General features: G+C 59.0%; 18 protein-coding genes. 11 read left to right on the top strand and 7 right to left on the bottom strand.

Annotation, left to right across the window (positions count from 1 at the left end):
- The first annotated feature begins 184 nt into the window (after window positions 1-184).
- Window positions 185-2,755, top strand: coding sequence for an EAL domain-containing protein (locus ACM1ZW_RS27290; RefSeq protein ID WP_416740851.1), 2,571 nt, complete (start codon window positions 185-187; stop codon window positions 2,753-2,755).
- Window positions 2,756-2,786: 31 nt separating this feature from the next.
- Here ACM1ZW_RS27290 and ACM1ZW_RS27285 read toward each other — a convergent pair whose 3' ends face one another.
- Window positions 2,787-3,191, bottom strand: a complete 405-nt coding sequence (locus ACM1ZW_RS27285; RefSeq protein ID WP_017339524.1) for a RidA family protein — start codon at window positions 3,189-3,191, stop codon at window positions 2,787-2,789.
- Window positions 3,192-3,334: 143 nt separating this feature from the next.
- On the opposite strand from ACM1ZW_RS27285, the gene ACM1ZW_RS27280 reads away from it, so the two are divergent.
- From ACM1ZW_RS27280 to ACM1ZW_RS27265, 4 genes are all read left to right on the top strand, one after another.
- Window positions 3,335-4,273, top strand: a complete 939-nt coding sequence (locus ACM1ZW_RS27280) for a LysR substrate-binding domain-containing protein (RefSeq protein ID WP_416739742.1) — start codon at window positions 3,335-3,337, stop codon at window positions 4,271-4,273.
- Between the two features lie 271 nt (window positions 4,274-4,544).
- Complete coding sequence (locus ACM1ZW_RS27275; RefSeq protein WP_416739741.1) at window positions 4,545-7,349, top strand: amino acid adenylation domain-containing protein; 2,805 nt, start codon at window positions 4,545-4,547, stop codon at window positions 7,347-7,349.
- Window positions 7,350-7,871: 522 nt separating this feature from the next.
- Complete coding sequence (locus ACM1ZW_RS27270) at window positions 7,872-8,540, top strand: ATPase (protein ID WP_414885283.1); 669 nt, start codon at window positions 7,872-7,874, stop codon at window positions 8,538-8,540.
- A gap of 80 nt (window positions 8,541-8,620) precedes the next feature.
- Window positions 8,621-9,406 (top strand): DeoR/GlpR family DNA-binding transcription regulator, encoded by a 786-nt coding sequence (locus tag ACM1ZW_RS27265; RefSeq protein ID WP_416739740.1) that lies wholly within the window; start codon window positions 8,621-8,623, stop codon window positions 9,404-9,406.
- A 90-nt stretch (window positions 9,407-9,496) separates the two neighbouring features.
- Here the strand turns inward: ACM1ZW_RS27265 and ACM1ZW_RS27260 are convergent, their stop codons facing one another.
- The 3 genes from ACM1ZW_RS27260 to ACM1ZW_RS27250 form a co-directional block, all read right to left on the bottom strand.
- On the bottom strand, window positions 9,497-9,910 hold the full coding sequence (locus tag ACM1ZW_RS27260; protein WP_416739739.1) for a bestrophin family ion channel: 414 nt from the start codon (window positions 9,908-9,910) through the stop codon (window positions 9,497-9,499).
- Window positions 9,911-9,915: 5 nt separating this feature from the next.
- Window positions 9,916-10,914 (bottom strand): GTP 3',8-cyclase MoaA, encoded by a 999-nt coding sequence (moaA, locus tag ACM1ZW_RS27255; protein WP_414885282.1) that lies wholly within the window; start codon window positions 10,912-10,914, stop codon window positions 9,916-9,918.
- Window positions 10,915-11,193: 279 nt separating this feature from the next.
- On the bottom strand, window positions 11,194-12,045 hold the full coding sequence (locus ACM1ZW_RS27250; protein ID WP_017339517.1) for a CAP domain-containing protein: 852 nt from the start codon (window positions 12,043-12,045) through the stop codon (window positions 11,194-11,196).
- A 144-nt stretch (window positions 12,046-12,189) separates the two neighbouring features.
- Between ACM1ZW_RS27250 and ACM1ZW_RS27245 the strand changes: the two genes are divergently transcribed.
- The 4 genes from ACM1ZW_RS27245 (at window position 12,190) to ACM1ZW_RS27230 (ending at window position 16,063) form a co-directional block, all read left to right on the top strand.
- The gene (locus ACM1ZW_RS27245) at window positions 12,190-12,810 is read left to right on the top strand and encodes a cell wall hydrolase (RefSeq protein WP_017339516.1); all 621 of its coding nucleotides are present in this window, start codon (window positions 12,190-12,192) and stop codon (window positions 12,808-12,810) included.
- 131 nt (window positions 12,811-12,941) lie between these two features.
- Window positions 12,942-13,877, top strand: a complete 936-nt coding sequence (locus ACM1ZW_RS27240; protein ID WP_017339515.1) for a phosphatase — start codon at window positions 12,942-12,944, stop codon at window positions 13,875-13,877.
- 81 nt (window positions 13,878-13,958) lie between these two features.
- Complete coding sequence (locus ACM1ZW_RS27235; protein WP_017339514.1) at window positions 13,959-14,891, top strand: GlxA family transcriptional regulator; 933 nt, start codon at window positions 13,959-13,961, stop codon at window positions 14,889-14,891.
- Between the two features lie 197 nt (window positions 14,892-15,088).
- On the top strand, window positions 15,089-16,063 hold the full coding sequence (locus ACM1ZW_RS27230; protein WP_416739738.1) for a nitrilase-related carbon-nitrogen hydrolase: 975 nt from the start codon (window positions 15,089-15,091) through the stop codon (window positions 16,061-16,063).
- A 65-nt stretch (window positions 16,064-16,128) separates the two neighbouring features.
- On the opposite strand, the gene ACM1ZW_RS27225 is transcribed toward ACM1ZW_RS27230, so the two are convergent.
- From ACM1ZW_RS27225 to ACM1ZW_RS27215, 3 genes are read right to left on the bottom strand one after another with little or no spacing between them, the layout of a single operon-like run.
- Complete coding sequence (locus ACM1ZW_RS27225) at window positions 16,129-16,827, bottom strand: dienelactone hydrolase family protein (RefSeq protein ID WP_017339512.1); 699 nt, start codon at window positions 16,825-16,827, stop codon at window positions 16,129-16,131.
- Window positions 16,828-16,882: 55 nt separating this feature from the next.
- A complete protein-coding gene (locus tag ACM1ZW_RS27220; protein WP_414878430.1) occupies window positions 16,883-17,398 on the bottom strand; it encodes a DoxX family protein in 516 nt (171 codons plus the stop codon).
- A 54-nt stretch (window positions 17,399-17,452) separates the two neighbouring features.
- Window positions 17,453-17,656, bottom strand: a complete 204-nt coding sequence (locus tag ACM1ZW_RS27215; protein WP_046048963.1) for a hypothetical protein — start codon at window positions 17,654-17,656, stop codon at window positions 17,453-17,455.
- A gap of 312 nt (window positions 17,657-17,968) precedes the next feature.
- On the opposite strand from ACM1ZW_RS27215, the gene glsB reads away from it, so the two are divergent.
- Together glsB and ACM1ZW_RS27205 are read left to right on the top strand one after the other, a co-directional pair.
- Window positions 17,969-18,877: a glutaminase B gene (gene glsB, locus ACM1ZW_RS27210; protein ID WP_414885278.1), complete on the top strand. Its 909-nt coding sequence runs from the start codon at window positions 17,969-17,971 to the stop codon at window positions 18,875-18,877.
- A gap of 84 nt (window positions 18,878-18,961) precedes the next feature.
- On the top strand, window positions 18,962-20,464 hold the full coding sequence (locus ACM1ZW_RS27205; protein WP_017339508.1) for an aldehyde dehydrogenase family protein: 1,503 nt from the start codon (window positions 18,962-18,964) through the stop codon (window positions 20,462-20,464).
- Window positions 20,465-20,485 lie beyond the last annotated feature (21 nt).

The following is a 20,485-nucleotide window of genomic DNA, read 5'->3' as shown; positions in this document are numbered from 1 at the left end:
TCATGTCCGGCGCGGGTGCCGGATCGTTCCCCAGTGACATCTGTTCACAGTCAGATCGTGGCGGGCGCAGAACCATAGGCTTTAATAGTAATCGGCCCTTCATGGATGCCGCTGTTCATCGTTCTGCCAACGCGGCCGATATCAGGGTATGCAACACACTAACGTCGACGACCAGCAGGAATCTATGCCGAACAGTTCCACCTCCAGTAACCCTGCTTCCTCCCGTCGCTCGAGCGTGGTACTGGCTCGCGCCTCGCTGCTCAAGTTTGTGGGTCTATTGGCGGGCGTGTTTTTACTGGCCAGCTATTCGCTCGTTTACCTTGCACATGATTTGGACCGGACAGAGGAGGCTGAAAGCGCGTTCTACACGAAGAAGGCCGTCCAGTCGCTGGAAAAATCGCTGCGCTCAACCGTCAAGGATTACGCCTTCTGGGGTGACGCCTACAGGCACCTGCATGCCGAAGTGGACCCTGACTGGGCCTTCGTACGACAGAACGTCGGAGCAACGCTCTACACGGATTTCGGGGTCCAGGGACTGTTTGTCGTCAACGACGTTGATCGCACTGTTTACGCTGTGGTCAAGGGTGAGCTGAAATCCGTGGAAGTCACTGAGTGGCTCAAGCAGTCCATCGCCGGAATTCTTGACAAGGCGCGTGCAGGAGCGGAAACCGAGACGCCGATAACAGCCTTCATCAACCTGGGAGGAGTACCCGCACTCATCGCGGCAGCAGCCATTACGCCGGGAACCGATCCGACAGTGGTGCCTGATGACAGGCCACCTTCAGTGCTGGTTTTCGTCGATGTGTTGAACAACGCCAAGCTGCAGATGATCGGCGACGATTTCGGGGTCGATCGTTTGCACGTCGTCACGTCCGGCGAAACCGACACTGCGTCGCTCTTGCCACTGGGCGATGACGGTTCGGCCGGCAGCCTGCAGTGGAGACCGGAAAGGCCGGGCCTGCGGTTGCTGGGGATAGGGTTGCCATTGATCGGCATTGCCGCGTTGTTGGTGTGCCTGATGACGTGGGTCATTTTGCGTCGCACGACCGCGGGTGCGCTGGCACTTGATGCCAGCTATGCGTCACTGCAAAGCAGTCAGGACGCCCTTGCCACCAGCGAAGCACGCTTTCGCGACGTGGTTGAAGCCAGCTCGGACTGGGTATGGGAAATTGATCCCGAGTGGCATTTCACCTATTTGTCAGAACGATTCGAAGACGTGACGGGGCTCTCGAGAGACATCTGGATTGGTGCGGTAATCGATGATCTGCTGAGTACCGAACTGGGCACGCTGGCTCAGTGGCTCAGCATCCCGAACCGTCGTCCGGATATCAGCATTCAGTGCCGATACGTCGATACCGAAGGCCAGGAGCGAATCACTCGTCTTTCGGCTCGAAAGATGGCAGGTGGAGGGTTCCGGGGGACTGCGACGGATGTGACAGAGGAAGTCGAAGCTCGTCGGCGTATCGAATTCCTCTCGCAGCATGACGCCCTGACCGGGCTGCCGAACAGAACCCGTCTTCAAGAGTTTCTCGACGGTAAACTCAAGGCATTGCCAACGATAGAACAGCCGCTGGTCATGCTCAGCCTGGATCTGGATCGTTTCAAGCCGGTGAATGACTTGCTCGGGCATGCCGCAGGTGATCTGGTCCTTAATGAAGTGTCGAGTCGCCTGTCAGAGTGCGTGCGCCATGGCGACCTGGTCGCTCGGGTGGGCGGGGATGAGTTTGTATTGATCCTGACCGACGTGAGTTCCCAGGAAGAAGTCGAGACGCTCTGTCGCCGCTTGATCGAGTCCATCGAGCAGCCAATAACGATCGATGAGCAGGAAGTGTTCGTCAGCGCCAGTCTAGGCATTGCAATGGCGCCTCATGACGCATGCGAGGCGACCGAGCTGCTTCGCTATGCGGATATCGCACTCTACGAGGCCAAGGCCGGAGGGCGTAACACCTGGCGCTTTTATGCCGGCGATATGAACGCCAGGATCATCGAGCGCCGTCGTCTGGAAAGCGACCTGCGCTTCGCGATCAAACATGGAGAGCTGCGGCTGCATTTCCAGCCACGCTATCGTATCGCTGACGGTCAGATGGTGGGTGCTGAAGCGCTGGTCCGGTGGCAACATCCTGAGCGCGGTTTAATACCACCCGACACGTTCATCCCGATTGCCGAAGAGTCCGGGCTGATTCTTTCCCTGAGCAACTGGGTTCTCGATACCGCCTGCCGCTGCGCCGCACGGTGGCCGGAAAGTTTGTTCGTATCAGTCAACCTGTCACCGACCGAATTCAAACGAGGCAATCTGGTCGAGCGTATTCAGACAACCCTTTTGGACTCTGGCATCGACCCTGGCCGCGTAGAACTGGAAATTACCGAAAGCGTCATGCTCGAAGACGCCACCGGCGCTCTTGAGGTCATGCGTACGCTCAAACGTCTCGGCGTACGGATATCAATGGACGACTTTGGAACGGGATATTCTTCGTTGAGCTACCTTCGCGCATTCCCGTTCGACGGCCTGAAAATTGACCGCAGCTTTTTGAACAGGCTGGCCGATAGCGAGGATGACAAGGCGATCATCCGGGCTATCGTGGGCCTGGGACGTGCGTTATCGCTCACCGTAACGGCTGAGGGCATTGAGACGGCCGATCACCTGAAGTTGCTGAAGGCGGTATCGTGCGATGAAGGTCAAGGCTATTTCCTGAGCCGGCCGCTGGATATTGTTGCTTTCAATGAGTTGGTAGGCCTCTTCGAGGAAGCTCGTTAGAGGCAGGCTACCAACCCTTAACAACGGTCGTTCATCCCTGGACGGTTTCCGGAAGTCTGGCGATCACCTTGATCTCGAACTGGAAACCATACAGCCACGTGACGCCAATCCCGGTCAGCGTCGGGTGCGGCGCGTTGCCCCAGAACTCCGGCACGATCTTCCAGATCGTTTCGAACGTCGATTCTGGATCGACGATGAAGACGGTGACATCAATCACGTCGTCGAAAGTGCAACCAGCCGCGACCAGGATCGCGTTCAGGTTGTTGAAGGCAAGCCGGACCTGATTCTCCAAATCAGGCTCGGGCGATCCATCCTCTTTGCTGCCGACTTGTCCGGACACGAACAGAAAGCCATTGGAGCGAATCGCCGGCGAGTAGCGATTGCGCTCATAAAGCGCTTGGCGTCCGCTCGGAAAAACCACGTCACGCGTTGTCATAAACCACCTCGATCAAAAGGCCGAAACCGACCCGAAACTAACGATGTAGGGACTGTAAGGACTTGCGCCGGGGCGATAAACGAGCAACCTTGGTGATCACTGTTTGGAAAATACAAACAATCTGATCGGAACAAGGGGTGGCGATGGACCGTTTTGACGCGATGCAGGCATTTGCGCGTGTGGTGGAGGCGGGCAGTTTCACCAAGGCTGCAGAGACCCTGCACATGAGCAAGACCACCGTGACTCAACTGGTGCAGCAACTGGAAGCGCGGTTGCGCGTCAAGTTGCTCAACCGTACGACGCGCAAAGTCAACGTCACCGCCGATGGCGCCGTGTATTACGAACGCGTGATCAAACTGCTGGCCGACATCGACGACGCGGAAACCAGTCTGTCCGGCGCCTCGGCATCGCCCCGGGGCCGGTTGCGAGTCGATGTGCCGAGCCCGTTGGCGAGCATGATTCTGATGCCGGCATTGCCTGGGTTCTACGCGCGATATCCGGACATCCAGATCGACATGGGCGTCAGCGATCGCATCGTCGACATGATCGATGAGAACGTCGATTGCGTGGTGCGCGGCGGTGAACTCACGGATCAGTCGCTGATGGCCCGGCGCGTCGCTGATCTGTCGCTTGGCGTTTTCGCAGCACCGAGCTATCTGGCTCGCGTCGGTACACCCTTGCATCCGCGAGAGTTGGAAGAGTCGAACCATAGGATCGTCGGTTTTCTGTGGGCGCGCACCGGCAAACCATTGCCCTATGCGATGCATAAACACAGCGAGCGCTTGCAGATCAAAGGTCGCTACGTGTTGGCCGTCGACGATGGCAATGCCTACCTCGCGGCCGGCCTGGCAGGGTTGGGTGTTCTTTGGCTGCCCAAGTACATGTCCAAAACCTTCGAGGCGAGTGGCGAGTTAGTGCCGCTGTTCGAAGACTGGCACCTCGACACGATGCCGCTTTACGTGGCTTTTCCACCGAACCGGCATATAAGCCTCAAGTTGCGCGTGTTCATCGATTGGGTCGTCGAGGTGATGGAGCTCCATGCGCCGGTGGGCGACCGACAGGTATTGCCGCTGGGCAAATGATCGATGGCTTCGTTGACCCGACGCATGGAGGAAGATGTTCGGCTCCGGTCGAGCGACTCGCGTGGGCATCCTGCGATGACGCCGGGCAGAGCATCGCAGCACTTTGAAATTATCGGCAACACCGGTCACTCTGCACTAACGTTTAGGCATTCGTTCTGAACTGCAACTACGCTACATGTTTTTGCTCGGCCACCGATTCTGAATCTTCTTACTCAGGATCTTATGAGCACGGCGTCAACCTCGTATAGATCATGCGGAGCATAAGGATTAAATGCACGATCTTCGCCCAAACCCAACGTTAAGGCTGGAATACTGTGCCGAACGCCCAATATTCATGGACTTCTTGCAGCAGGCGAGGCGTTCGCCCGATGCCATCGCTGTCATCTCTCAAGATGCGACGTGCAGCTATCGACAACTTGAAGAAATAAGCCGGGGCATGGCGTCCTTGCTGATCAGGGAGGGCGCAAAACAATCCGACCGGGTTGTTATTGTTTCGAGTCGTTGTGCGGGGCTGGTCTACGCCATGCTCGGAGCGTCGCGGGCCGGATTGATGTTCACGGTGGCCGACGTCGCCTATCCGCTAGCGCGTGTAGGGCAAATCATCAAGGCGCTGGAGCCTTCCTTTGTGCTGGTGTGCGGCGAGGCGCCTGACGAACTCAGGCTTGAATGCCTTGAGACAAGTACGCGGGTCGTTCACATTCCGGAAAGTCCCGCCCTTGCACTGCAAGCCTTCGCCTGTGATCAAACAAGCCTGCCTGAAGTCAATCCGGCCGATCCGGCCTATGTCACCTTCACCTCCGGCAGCACGGGTGAGCCGAAAGGAATCGTGACTCATCACGCGCCTTTGGTTCACTTCATTGAATGGCATGCCCGGCGTCATTCATTAACCAAAGACGATTGCTTTTCCCTGCTGTCCGGTCTGGGGCATGACCCGGTGTACCGGGATGTTTTTACGCCGCTCTCCATTGGCGCAAAAGTTGTGGTTCCATCGCAGTCAATCGTCATTGATCCTTCAGCTTTGGCTACGTGGATACAGGAAAATGGCGTTTCGATTATTCATCTGACGCCCCCGTTGGGAAAATTGATTGAAACGGGCGCGAAACTTAAAAAACTTGAATTCAATGCCCTGCGATATCTGTTCTGGGGCGGAGATGCATTAAGTCAGACGCTGTACAAACAAATTCGCGCTATTGCGCCCGGTGCCGGCAGCGTGAACTTCTACGGCACGACAGAAACGCCGCAGGCCATGGCGTACCATCATCTCGATCCTGAAATCGACCGTCTGAAAATTCCGCTGGGCAAGGGGATTGAAGGTGCGCAACTGCTGGTGGTCAATGAGTCAAATCAGTTGGTCAGCGAAGGCGAAGTGGGTGAGATTCTGATACGCAGCCCTTATTTGTCGTTGGGTTACTGGAGTGATACGTCGCAAACCAGAGAAAAGTTTGTGGTGAACCCGTTTACGAACGACGAACACGATATTTGTTATAAAACCGGTGACCTGGGCACTTATCTTATCGATGGCAGTGTCAGCTTCCTGGGGCGAGGTGACAGTCAGGTCAAGATTCGCGGCCATCGAATCGAACTGACTGAAATCGAAGGCGCGCTGTCACGGCATCCCCGAATCAAACAGTGTGTCGTGCTTGCCAACCATGACACGTCGCTCGCCCGGCTGGTTGCTTACTGCGTTGCGACTACGCCGGTTACATCGGTTGAATTGCGTGACCATGTCGGCAAGGAGCTCCCCGACTATATGGTCCCGGCGTTGTTCGTCTTCCTGGACGCTATTCCACTGACGCCGAACGGAAAGATAGATAGGCGCGCATTACCCTCGATTGATACGGACGCGACGTCGATCAATTCGAGCCAGAACCTGTCACCGCTGGCGCTCCAGCTGGTAGCCGCCTGGTCGGAAGTACTCGAAGTCCCGCGTATTGATTCAAATTTGTCGTTCGTCGAACTGGGTGGGGATTCGCTCTCGTTTGTACAGGCTTCCATGGCACTTGAAACGCTGATTGGCCATCTCCCGGATCAGTGGGAAATGATACCGGTGCGTGAATTGTGTGAGCTGACCCATAAAACCCGGTCTTCCCGGTTTTCACTTCGGGCAATGGAGGTTCCTGTTCTTCTGCGTGTCATGTCCATTTTGCTTATTGTTATCGAGCATCTTGATATTTTTTCAAAATTCCCGCTTGCAGGCGAGACGAAGGTGTTGTTTATCGTGTCGGGCATCAGCCTGGCCAGGTTTCAACTTCAAGCGATCAATGAGCGCGGTAATGCGCGTTCACTTTTAAAGTCCATTGTCAGTATCGCGATACCCACCGTCCTGTACGCCATCTTGATTCAAATAGTTTTCGACAGGGTTCATTGGCAAACGGTATTGCTCGTTTCGAACTGGTTTCCAGAACGTGTTGTAGGCACCTTCACCTATTGGTATGTCGAAGTTCTTCTGCAAATGATCCTGATCATTGGATTCGCCCTGTCGTTCGAGCGAGTCAGAAAAATGATCATGTCAAATCCGTTTCAGAATCTGGTCATTGCGGCCTGCGTATTGGCCGTGGCGGATGTTCTGATCAGTGCCTATTTGTTTGATGCTGCCGAACTCTATGACAGAGTGCCGCAACACTATCTGGCGATCATGGTGCTCGGAATGGCCATTCATTATGCCAACTCGAGCATCAAGAAATGGATCGTCAGTGCGGTGGCCGTCATGGTGCTGGGCGGGCAGGATCTTCTGCTCATCTATGGGCCGCACAACATGGACATAAACGGATACGTCGATATCGCTTTGCCTGCCGTGCTCGTGGTGATCTGGGTCAAGTCCATTCCTGTGCCTGGCTTCATTGCGCGGGGCCTGGCGTTAATTGCCGCATCAACGCTGTATATCTATTTGACGCATTTTCAGTTTCAGTCCCTGGCGCGTCACATTGTTGATGTGCCGGCGTTGTCGGTTGTCGTCGCTCTCGTTGGTGGTGTCGGGGTTGGTTATGTGTGGAACAAGGTGGTTCGGATTGTCTTGATGCGGTGGAACAGGGGGAAGAAGAAAGCCAGTGTGGATGCGGTTGAGCGGGTGGCTTGAATAGAGATTGGGATTGGGATTGGGATTGGGTGAATATCCGTTGCTGCGGTGACGGCCACTAATGGTTCCGCCCTTACGGCGGGTTACTTGGAAGAGCGCCAAGTAACCAAGCGCTTGCGCCCCTGACGTACGGTGCCTCGCTAAAGCTCGGCATGCCCTCGCTCCGGTCCTGCTCCGTGGGCCCGCCGCCATCGGCCATCCATGGCCGGGGGCGGCTAACCCGGCATCCATGCCGGGTTGCCCACTGCGCAGAACCTGCGCTCGGCCTTCCGACGGGGCAGATCAAGATCAAAGGCCAAAGCGAGGCGGCCTGATAGCCGGCCTGATTCCGTGAGGTCATCGGCGGCGAACCCCCTGCTCATGCCCGCCAAAAGTCCCCTGTGGGAGCTGGCAAGCCAGCCGGGCCACCACGCCCAACCATTCGTTTAATCAATAACCACCATCAATAAACGCAAGTTCTGTTTTTCCGGCAACGGAGGAGGATAGCCATATACCGAATTCGCCTCCGAAGGAATCTGCGCGATGAGAATCTCTACCTGGCTGGCCCTTGTCGCTGTATTGACCGGCAGCGTTGCCGCCACCGCACCGGCCTATGCCGCTGAACAGACCTGCCATTTCTTGCCGGTCGCCGACAGCGCCGCCAGCCTGAAGCCTGCCCAAACGGTGGGTGTGCTCTACAGCGAAAACACCGTCAACACCCTCGAATACCTTGAGCAGTACCACTCGGTTGCGCTGAACGGCGCGAAGAACCCGGCGCTGGATTCGCGTATCAGCAATGCCTTCGTGAAAAGCTCCGATCCGAAATTGGCAATCAACTGGCTGATGGGTTCGTTGCACAAAAAATTTGCCACGGTGACCGTCTACGACAACCTTGACGCACTGGTGCAAGCGCACCCGGACGTGGTGGTGATGCTGGACACTTACAGCCGTCTGGTGTCGAAGCGCAACAATCAGGTTGAAGCGCGTTTCATGGCGAAATTCTACGACTCGAACCTGCAATACATTGGCAAGGCCGAAGGCGCTCGCGCGCAGCAAATGCCTTCGGTGTGGGTGCAGGGCAAGGCGGCGCCGGAAATCGCCGCGCAGATCGACCAGCAAACCGAGCTGCAAGTGAGCGCCCTGAAACAGTTCGATGCCTCCCTGGCGGCACTGGTGAGTTCGGGCACTGTGGCTCAAGTCGCGAGTAACTGACGGTTGCCCATCGCTGCGCCGATTGTGTTTGCGCCTGGGTTTGGCTAATCTCGCACAAACCCGCAAATTCAGGCGAAAACATGCACGATCATTCGGCGGCCGAACTTCCCCAACTGCGCCGGCAAAAAATCCTCCTGATCCTCGAGCGTGACGGCAAGGTCATGGCCTCCGAGTTGAGCCAGCATTTCGCAGTCTCCGAAGACACCATCCGCCGCGATCTGTCGGAACTGGCCACGGCCGGTCTGGTGCAGCGCGTACACGGTGGGGCGCTGCCTCGGCCCAAGGACACGGGCAAGGATTATTTCACCCGTGTCAGCGAAACCGATGAGGTGAAAACCCGCCTGGCGCAGCTCGCCGCGGACCGGGTGGAGAATGGCCAGATCGTGATGTTCGATTCCGGCTCCACCACGCTGCAGATCGCGCGTTCGTTGCCGACGGACATTTCTATCACGGCGATCACGACCTCGCCGATGACCGCGATTATCCTCGCCGAATACAAAGGCATCAAAGTGATTCTGGCCGGCGGACAACTCAACCTGGCGACGATGTCGGTCAGTGGTCACGAGACCGTGCGCCTGCTGCAGGGCATCAAGGCCGACGTGCTGTTCACCGGGGTCTGCGCGATTCATCCGGAAGTCGGCATCAGCTCACTGCATTTCGACGAGGTGCCGGTGAAGCAGGCGCTGATTGACAGTGCTTCGCAAGTGATCGCCGTCACCACAGCGGACAAACTGGGCGCGGTGGAACCGTTCGTGGTCGCGCCATGCAACCGCATTCATACGCTGATCACCGAGCGTCATGTGGCGTCGGGCGATGTCGGGGATTATCGGAAAATGGGGATCGAGGTGGTTCAGGCGCAGGATTGAAAACGACGCAACGCCCACCATTCTCCGCCGCCAGTGACTGGCGGAAGCCATCGCCCGACTGCTGACGATGGGCAAGTCGCCCCGTCTCGATCACTCAAGCACAAAATCAACGGGCTCCAGAACCGGAGGAAGCTGCGTCACCCCCAGCGCCGACAGCACTTCACGTTCGATGATACGTACCAAGGCATCGGTGGGCAGGTCATTTTCGTCGCGACCGAACGGGTCTTCCAGCTCATCGCCAATCGCGTCCAGACCGAAAAACGTGTAGCTGACAATGGCCCAGGCGTTGTTGCGAAAGCTCATGAAGATCGACAACGACAAGCCCAGCAGGGTGAACGGCGTTGCACTGACCTTGGAGAAGTAACTGGGGTGCAGGGTTTCGATCAGCACGATGGCCGAGGCGAGCAATGTCACCATCAGGCTGCGCCAGGCAATGCGTTTGGCGATCGAACCCTTGAGTGAAGTCAGCACGCCGATCAGATTGGGTTTGGGCCTGACAATCATGGTCTTCAGCCGCCGGTCATGTTCATGAAGCGAACCACCTGAACATCATCGTTCACTTCAAAATTGTGCCGATAGGGCTTGAGCTTCATCGCCTCGATAATAGCGTTCTCCAGGCGCTCGGGCTGGCCTGGATGGGCGCGCAACACGGCCTTGAGATCGACGGAATGCTCGTTGCCCAGGCACAGCAGCAGTCGACCTTCGACGGTCAGCCGCACCCGGTTGCAGGTGCCGCAAAAGTTGTGGCTGTGAGGAGAAATGAACCCCAGTCGGATCTGCGGCGCCTCGGCCAGGCGCCAGTAGCGGGAAGGGCCTTGGGTCGACTCGGCGGAGTCAATCAACGTGTAGCGTTCGGCAATTCGTTCACGGACCTGGGCGCTGGAATAAAACGATTCCGCGCGGCTGTGCTCATGGATGGTGCCCAAGGGCATTTCTTCGATGAATGAAATATCGAGCTGGCGGTCGATGGCGAAGCTCACCAGGTCGTTGATCTCGTGATCGTTGCGACCCTTCATGACCACGCAGTTGAGCTTGGTGTTGCGAAACCCGGCTGCATTGGCGGCGTCGATGCCCTTGATGACCTGCGCCAGGTCGCCGGTGCGCGTCAGTTCGCGAAAGCGCTGCGGGTCCAGGCAGTCGAGGCTGATGTTCAGTCGCTTGACCCCGGCGTCGAACAACGGCTTGGCCAGTTTGCTCAACTGCGAACCGTTGGTGGTCATGCACAATTCGCGCAGGCCGGGCAGGGCGGCGATGCGTTGGCACAGTTGCACCACGCCCGGGCGAATCAGCGGCTCGCCGCCAGTCAGGCGGATTTTGCGCGTTCCCAGCGCCACGAAGCTTTCAGCGACTTCGTAGATTTCTTCCAGGGTCAGGATCCGTTGGCGTGGCAGAAACTGCATGTCTTCGGCCATGCAGTACACGCATCGGAAATCACAGCGATCCGTGACAGACATTCGCAGATAGTCCACACGCCGGGAGAACCCATCGATCAAGACTCGCTCTGACATGACAGCCTCGCTTGGCGATTCGGGTCGCACTTCTAATGGGTATTCCGTCATTAACGGATGTGTGAGCCGCAGGCTAAGAGCAACTTGAGGGGGCGTCCAATCACTATTTATGACCGGGTGATCGATGGGCTCTATGACGAATTCCGAGAGGGGACCGGTTGCCTGGTGAAACCGGCCTGCTTCAACAAATACGGTCGAACTGCTGTGCAGGGTGGGCATCGGCTACATAGCGTCGACGCCACACCCACTCCGGTTTTTTGCGTTTGTATGGGAGCTGCCTTACGGCGTACCGAACATCGCCGTCCAGTAGATTCCCGAATCACTTTTCGGGTCCACCGCATACGCCGCACCCAACTCCTGGAATTGCGGGTTCATCAGGTTGGCGCAATGTCCGGGGCTGGCGACCCAGCCATCGACTACCTTGCGCACGGCGTCTTGTCCGGCGGCGATGTTCTCGCCGATCTGCTGGCCGCTGTAACCCGCCAGCTCTGCCCGATCACCGGGCGTGCGGCCATCGCGGTCCTTGTGATCGAAATAGTTGTTGTTGGCCATCGACCGCGAATGGGTCTCGGCCGCCGTTGCCAGGATAGCGTTCCAGGTCAGCGGTGTGGCGGCAGCGAAGGATTGCGTGCCGCACTGGCGCGGCCGACCGCGTGCGACATTGAGCTCGGCCAGCAATTTCTGGCCTTCGGCCTGCCAGTCGCTCAGCCGTGCGCTCAACAGTGGACGGGCCAGCACAATGCGCCATTCACGGTCCTGGCGGCTCACACCAATGTCGACGAATTGCGGGTCCAGCACGATCTGGCAAAAGCTCTCCTGGATCGCTTTCATCGCTGATGCCGCATCACGCGGCCCGGACAGGCTGATCGCCTGCACATTCTTCATCGGATAATTCGCGGCGACCATGGCCTGTTGCAGATTGACGACGCTGGTGGCGGACAACGCCAGCCGTGGATCACCCGCCAGCGGCGGCAGTTCCGCCGACACCTCACCCGCGCAACGCTGCACCTGGCTGCGGTAGTCGTTGATCGAATCGATCAGTTGTTTCTCGTCAGCCGCCAGCGCCTTCGCGGCGAACAGCAAGCCCAACGACAACGTGGCAAGACGCAAAGCGGATGACAGGACACGCATGGAAATCTCCCTTGGATCTGACTGCGCCCATGATGCGCGAAGTGGCCCCCCTGCAGGCAATGGATTTTTCCAAAATGCCGGGGAGGTGATTGCTGTCATTTCACTACTACACTTATCCGAAACCGCCAACCGAGTCTTTCGACGATGCGCTTCCATTGGATTGCCACCTGCCTCGCAATTACCCTGTTTGCCGGCCTGGCTTTCGCCACGGATCAGGAGCAAAAACAGCAAGCGGCCGAGAACAAGGCCGAGGTACTGGAGCAAAAAGCGGCGGATAACCCCAGCCCCGCGCCGGCCCCAAAATCCGAAGCCATTACCCAGTCCGAGGTCCAGGCCGTGGATCCCGCAGGCGTAGCGCCGCTGGACGATGCGATCACTTGCCTGGCCCGTTCGATCTATTGGGAAGCCAAAGGCAAGGACGCTGTCGACATGGAAGCGGTCGCCAACGTCGTCATGAATCGCCTGGGGCACAAAGGTTTTCCGGACACCGTGTGCGGTGTGGTCAAGCAGGGCTCCGAAACCAAAAGCTGCCAGTTTTCCTGGTGGTGTGACGGCCGCTCCGATTCGGTCCAGGAAGAGGTGCCTTACGCACTCGCCAAGGAAATCGCGCGCAAGGCGCTGAATAAACAGCTGCCGGATCGCACAAGCGGAGCCTTGTACTTCCACGACCGCACCGTGAAACCGGATTGGGCCAAGGAGTACATCAAAACGGCGGATATCGGATTGTTCCGCTTCTACAAGCCCCATGATGGCGATGCGAAATAGGAGAGTTTTTCGTTCGCCCCGGAGCGTGTCATCTGGGTGTCATCGAACCCATGTCAACATCCTTGCAAACCGTCTTGAGTGTTCAGCGGAGCGGCTTCTGCTGACAAATGAATTGCGCAAGGAATACCTCAATGAAAGGAGACGCCTCCCTGTTTGCGGCCATTGACCTGGGCTCCAACGCGTTTCGTTTGATGATCGGCCAGTCGGTCAGGCGGAACCAGCAACTGGTGATCCAGGAAGTGAAGACCCTGCGTGAGCCCGTTCGGTTGGCGGAGGGGTTTCAGGGTGGCGCGCTGGACGAAATGGCGCTGGATCGTGGATGGCAGGCGCTCGCGCGATTTGGCAAAAAATTGCGTGGCTTCGAGCCCGGTCGTGTGCGGGCGGTGGCCACCAGTGCGGTGCGCGAAGCTGACAATGCGCAGCTGTTTCTGGCCAGCGCGGAAAGGCACCTGGGTTTTCGCATTGATGTGATTTCCGGGCATGAAGAAGCCCGGCTGGTGTACGCGGGCGTGGCCCATACGGTGCCCGGCACCGAGCGCAAGCGACTGGTCATCGATATCGGCGGCGGTTCCACGGAATTGATTCTGGGGCAGGGCGCTCAACCGCTGTTGACCGAGAGCATCGCCATCGGCAGCGGCACCTTTGGCGCGCGCTACTTTCAAGGCGGCCGCATCTCGGCCCCGGCACTGCTGGAGGCCGAGCGTGTCGCGACTCTGCAGTTCGAACGCGTCGCGCGCCGTTATCGCACGCTGGGCTGGCAGCAGGTCATCGGTTCTTCAGGCACCGCACGCATGCTGGCCAAAGTCCTCAAGGCCAACGGCTTGAACGACGATGGCCACAGCGGAATCACCTACAGCGGCCTGTTGCGTCTTTCGTTGCGCCTGCTGGAAGCAGGGCACGTCGAACAGCTCAGGCTGGCCGGTCTGCAGAGTCATCGCCTGAGCATCCTGCCGGGCGGACTGGTGCTGATGCTGGCGGCGTTCAAAGTCTTTGGCGTCTCGCACATGACACCTTCCGAGCCCGGCTTGCGGTTCGGTGTGCTGCACGGGTTGATGACCAGGCACTAGCGACTGATTCAGGAGTACAGTGCAGACTCGGCTGACCGGAAACCCGTCATGCCACCTTTAAGGTCAAAGGAGTCTGCCACCGTGCACAACATCGGCCTCATCGTTTACCCTGGTTTCCAGGTGCTGGGCCTGGCCATGTGTGCGGCTTTCGAAATGGCCAACGGTGCCGTCGACACTCCGATGTACGACATCACCTTGCTGTCCGAGCACGGCGGTACCGTGCGGACCTCGGCGGGTTTCGGCGTGGAGACCACGGCGTTCCACCATGGCCCCTTCGACACGCTGCTGGTGATGGGCGACAACCTGATCCGTCCGGTCTCGCCCGGCATGGTGGAGTTTTTGCGCAGCGCCAGTCGGACCTCTCGACGCCTGGGGTCCATTTGCACCGGGGCCATCGCATTGGCCGAAGCCGGCCTGCTCGATGGCCGGCGTGCGACCACGCACTGGTGTCATGCGCCGGCATTGCAGCGGGCGTACCCGAAAGTGAGGGTGGAAGAAGACCGGATTTTCATCAACGACGGTAACGTCTGGACCGCGGCGGGCATGAGCGCGTGTGTCGATTTGGCGTTGGCGCTGGTTGAAAAGGATCTGGGCGCCGACGTGGCGCGGCGCGTGGCCCGACAATTGGTGGTGTATCACCGGCGCGCGGGCGGGCAGTCGCAGTTTTCGGTGATGCTCGAACTCGAGCCCAAGACTGACCGCATCCAGTCCGCGTTGATCTACGCCAAGCAGAACCTGAAGTCCGAGCTATCGGTCGAGGCGCTGGCCAGCGCGGCCAACCTTAGCCCGCGACAGTTCAGTCGTGTGTTTCATGCCGAAACGGGTCAGTCACCGGCCAAGGCTATCGAGAACCTGCGAGTGGAAGCCGCGCGCCTGATGATGGAAACCGGCCGGCATGCCATCGATGTGGTGGCGACAGAGACCGGTTTTGGTGATCGTGAGCGTATGCGCCGGGCTTTTATTCGTGCGTTCGGCCAACCACCGCAAGTCATCCAGCGTGCCAATCGGAGTTGATCCCAGGCCGATGGCCGAGCGCTCTACTGTGGCGAGGGAGCTTGTCGGAACGCCGCACCGTCCCGCTCGGCTGCGCAGCAGTCGCAAAACCCAATGGTGCGGTTTGTCCTGAAAGGTGGTGTATTCGACATTCAAGACAAAATATTATTACCGTAATCTGGTCCTCGTTGAAACCCATTCCCAACGAGATCACCGTCATGACCATCGTCAAAGCCGCCGCCGTTCAGATCGCTCCTGTGCTCTACAGCCGTGAAGGCACTTTAGAAAAGGTCGTCAACAAAATCCTAGAACTCGGCGAGAAGGGCGTGCAATTCGCCGTTTTCCCGGAAACCATCGTGCCGTACTACCCGTATTTTTCCTTCGTGCAGGCCCCATTCAAAATGGGCGCCGAGCACTACAAACTGCTGGACCAGGCCGTCGTTGTCCCTTCCGCGACTACCGATGCGATCGGCAAAGCCGCGAAGGACGCCAACATGGTCGTGTCCATCGGCGTCAATGAACGCGATGGCAGCACTCTCTACAACACTCAGTTGCTGTTCGATGCGGACGGCACCCTGATTCAGGCGCGGCGCAAGATTTCGCCGACCTATCACGAACGGATGATCTGGGGCATGGGCGACGGCTCCGGCCTGCGGGCCACCGACAGCGCCGTCGGCCGCATCGGCCAACTGGCTTGCTGGGAGCATTACAACCCGCTGGCGCGTTACGCCTTGATCGAAGACGGTGAACAGATTCACGCCTCGATGTACCCCGGTTCATTTGCCGGCCCGCTGTTCACTCGCCAGATGGAGGTCAGCATCCGCATGCACGCGCTGGAATCGGCGTGCTTCGTGGTGAATTCGACGGCCTGGTTGTACCCGGAACAGCAGGCGCAAATCATGGCTGACACCGGTTGCGAGATCGGTCCGATCTCCGGCGGCTGCTACACCGCGATCATCGATCCGCAAGGTGAGGTTGTCGGCGCACTGACCGAAGGTGAAGGCGAAGTCATCGCTGACATCGACTTGTTCCAGATCGAAATCCGTAAACGCCAGATGGATGGCCGCGGTCACTACAGCCGACCGGAAATCCTGAGCCTTAACATCGACCGCACGCCCCATCGCCATGTGCATGAACGTAACGCTCAACCGCAGCTGGCGGTGGCTGCCCAAACGGAAGACGTGAGCCAGTAAGCATCGTTGCAAAAAAAAGGCACCTTCATCGTCGTATGAAGGTGCCTTTTTCGCGGGTGTGGGCCTTACAGTTCCATACCCAAAAAGATCAGCGTATTGCCATGGGCCTCGGCCGCTGCACGCTGGTTGTAGCTGTCACGGTGCGAGCAGTTGAAGCCATGTTCGGCTTCCGGGTACACGACGATTTCCACGTTATCGTTGTTGTCGAAGCGCTCGGCGATTTTCTCGACGGCTTCCAGCGGAATGTGGCTGTCCTGTTCACCGAAGTGCATCAGCAGCGGCACTTCGATTTCGTCGGCACGGTCCAGTTGGTTCTGGATGCCGCCGCCGTAATAGGCAATGGCCACGTCCACCAGCCCGTTGGCGGCGGTGTGGTACGAGAGCAGGCCGCCAAAGCAGTAGCCGATGGAAGCGATCCCGCCGTCCAGGCCCGGCTGGGCTTTCAGGGCGTCGATGGCCAGTTCGATGTCCTTCTGCGCCTTGTCGACGTCGGTGGCGTTCATCAACTCGATCGCACGTTTCCAGCCGGCTTCATCGTAGGTCAGTTCGATACGGTGGCCGCTGCGCCAGAACAGGTCCGGCGCGATCACCAGGTAGCCGTCGGCGGCGTACTGTTCGGCGACGGAGCGAATGTGTTCGTTGACGCCGAAGATCTCTTGGATCAGCACGATCCCAGGGCCTTTCCGGGTATGCGGAATGGCCAGGTAGGCGCCGAATTTACCTTCGGCGCTGTCGATCTCGATCCATTGGGTGGTCACGCTCATGGTGGCTCCTGTCTACGCAAGTGAGGTGGGAGGTACAGCTTGCCACATTAACATTTCAGCGATTGTTGCGACGCCAGAAGAATCGGGCCAGCAACGCATCGAGGCTGAGTTTGCCGGCACCCGAGAGCAACAGTGGCATCAGGGCGGCGAGGTAGATCAGCGGCAATTTGAAGTTGCCGTACCCCTTGTTGCTGATGGAGTAACCCTGGGCAAGCTCACTCAATGTAGACCAATCGGCTGGCCAGTGAACGGCAGCGGTCGCAACGACAGTCACCACGATCAACACAATGGCGGAAATCCGCGTACCCAGTCCGACAAGGATGGCGAGGGCGCAGATCAGTTCGGCCCACATCGACAGTTCCCAGTTCAGCGTGGCCGGCACATGGTCGAAGGGAAACGGGAAGCGGTCCTGAATGTCGGCGAACCAGTTTTCGCCGTTCCACTTTTCCAGGCCCGACTCGAAGAATTCCCAGGCGATGAACAACCGCAAGGTCAGAGGGGCGAGCCAGCTACCGGCACGGTCAAGGTTCAGGTGCAGGCCTTTTACGGCCGACGAGATTGCAGCATTCATGGACTTGGTCTCCGTTCAGTCAGGGATGCGGGGCCCGACGGCCCTGCGCAGGGGTTACTCGCTGGCGCCGCACTTGCCTTCGCCGCATTTGCCTTCAGCCGGTTTTTCCGCGGTGTCGGCCTGGACCTGGCTGTAGCCGTGGGCCAGCTGTTTCATGCTGAACGCTTCGGACTCGGAAGCCGACGCGACGTTGGACAGGGCCAGGCCGCCCGCAATGATCAGGCCGAGGGTCAGGGAAGAAGTCGAGAGCTTGAACATGGTGATACCCCATAGCATTGAGTGAGTTGAGCGCTTTGATCGGCTGAGCCAATCGACAGGCACATTTCATCAATCGGGTGTATCTGCGATGTGTCGCGGGTGCGGGGTTTTATGGACGGGGTGTGTCAAAAACGGGGCTGTATACATGCTGATACACAGGCTATGCAAATCCCCTGTGGGAGCGAGCAAGCCCCCACGGGGAGCAGTGGTGTTTATGAGATTGTGTTCAGGCAATCTGTGATTCGTTGCTGACCGCCAGCGTCTAGCGTCAGTGTCCCCGCAATCCCATGGGGCAAGACTTCGGAACCCGGCATGCAAGCGCTGTTGAACGAGATCCTTGACGCAGTTCGTCCCCTGATTGGTCAGGGCAAGGTGGCTGACTACATTCCCGCCCTCGGCACCGTGCCGGCCAACCAGTTGGGCATTGCCGTGTATGGCAACGACGGCGAACTGTTTTGTGCCGGTGACGCCCATACACCGTTCTCAGTGCAGAGCATTTCCAAGGTGTTCAGCCTGGTGCAGGCCATCGATCATTCCGGCGAAGCCATCTGGCAGCGCCTGGGCCACGAACCTTCCGGCCAGCCGTTCAACTCGCTGGTGCAACTGGAGTTCGAGCGCGGACGCCCGCGCAATCCGTTCATCAACGCTGGTGCGCTGGTGATCTGCGACATCAACCAGTCGCGTTTTGCCGCACCGGCGTTATCGATGCGCGATTTCGTCCGGCGTTTGTCGGGCAACCCGCAGGTGATGGTGGACGGCAAGGTCGCCGAGTCCGAATACCAGCACCGTGCGCGCAACGCCGCCATGGCCTACCTGATGCAATCCTTCGGTAACTTTCATAACGATGTCGAAGCGGTATTGCGCAGCTATTTCAGCCATTGCGCCCTGCGCATGAGCTGCGTGGACCTGGCCCGGGCGTTCTGCTTCCTGGCCAACGACGGTTTCTGCAAACACAGCGGCGAACAGATCCTCAGCGCCCGCCAGACCCAGCAAGTCAACTCGATCATGGCCACCAGCGGCCTCTACGACGAGGCGGGCAACTTCGCCTATCGTGTCGGCCTGCCTGGCAAGAGCGGCGTGGGCGGCGGGATCGTCGCCGTGGTGCCGGGGCAGTTCACGGTGTGCGTCTGGTCGCCGGAACTGAACACGGCCGGCAACTCGCTCGCGGGCATGGCCGCACTGGAACTGCTGAGCCAGCGAATTGGCTGGTCGGTGTTTTGAGAAATTCGAGCGGGCGGGGTTAATGACGCTTCCGGCGTTTTGCTATACATTTTCCAGCCGCCCCTTGCATGGTGAAACCGCTTCATGTCTCTTGCGCTCGAACGTCTAATCGCTGGCACGCCAATTCCTTTCGCTGGTAACCGCGTCACCGTGGTCAGCCCCGAACTGGCCTTGCGCTTTCAGCCCGGGGACCACCTGCTGGTGGAGCAGGTCAGCGGCGAGTTGCTGCTGATTCCCGTCGCGGACCAGAAAGCGGCGGCAGTAGCGATCGAGCGGGCCGAAGCGGCGTTTACGGCAATGTCCGCCGTGTCGGACCAGGCGATCAGTGAGTTCTTTGATTTCTTTGCCCGGCGCCTTGAAGATCAGGGCTGCTGGGACTTGATCGAGGCGGCCAACCTCGCCGACATCGAGTGGGCCAAGTCTCGTGGACGCTCGACCACGCGGTTGCTGGCCGATGAACGCATGCGCCGCGACATGATCGCGGGCCTCAGGGCCTGGCGCGATGCGTCAGCCACGCGTGGCAAAGTGATCAGTTGCGTCGAGCATGACGGCTGGAAAGTCGAGCAGGTGGTTTCGCCGCTGGGTATCGTCGCCTTCGTCTTCGAAGGACGGCCGAATGTCTTCGCCGACGCCGCTGGCGTGTTGCGTACCGGCAACACTGCGGTGCTGCGCATTGGCAGCGACGCCTTGGGCACGGCGAAAGCCATCGTCACCCACGCGTTGAACCCGGCGTTGAGCGACGCCGGTTTGCCGGTGGGTGCGGTGTCGCTGGTGGAAAGTGTCAATCACGCCGCCGGTTGGGCGATGTTCGCCGACCGACGCCTGTCGCTGGCGGTGGCCCGTGGTTCGGGGCGTGCCGTCAGCCAATTGGGCAGCATCGCGCAGCAGGCCGGCACGGCCGTCAGCCTGCATGGCACCGGTGGCGCCTGGCTGATCGCCGACAAGGAGGCCGACGCCCAGCGTTTTGCCGCCGTCGTGCGCAATTCCCTGGACCGCAAGGTCTGCAACACCCTGAACGTCTGCCTGATCCACCGCGACCGCGCCGCCGAACTGGTGCCGCTGTTTCTGCAGGCCTTGAAACAGGCTGGCGCCGCTCGGGACGAGGGCTGCAAGTTGCACATCGTCGAGGGCAGCGAGACGTACCTGCCTTACGATTGGAGGACCGCGAAGGTCGACGTCTGCCGCGCTGAAGGTTATCAAACTGAAGCATTGGCCGAGCCGCTGCCCGAGGACCAGTTGGGCCGCGAGTGGGAGTGGGAAGAAACCCCGGAAGTCAGCCTGAAGATCGTCGACGACCTGGACAGCGCCATCGCCTTGTTCAACCGCTACAGCCCGCAGTTCACCGTGTCGTTGATCAGTGAAGATGCCGAGGCCCATGAGCGTTTCTACAATGCGGTCAACGCGCCTTTTGTCGGCAACGGCATCACTCGCTGGGTCGACGGACAATACGCGCTGAACAAGCCGGAGCTGGGGCTTTCGAACTGGGAGAGCGGCCGCCTGTTTGCCCGCAGCGCGATTCTCTCGGGGGATGGTGTGTTCACGATTCGCAGTCGCATGACGCAGGTGGATCTGTCGGTCAAACGCTGAGAACCCCGACCACAGACGCAG

This window comes from Pseudomonas sp. NFX71 (assembly GCF_048079215.1).
Classification (GTDB): Bacteria; Pseudomonadota; Gammaproteobacteria; order Pseudomonadales; family Pseudomonadaceae; genus Aquipseudomonas; species Aquipseudomonas fluorescens_B.
Note: the sequence above shows the minus strand (reverse complement) of the source record. Positions and strands in the feature narration are given on the sequence as shown.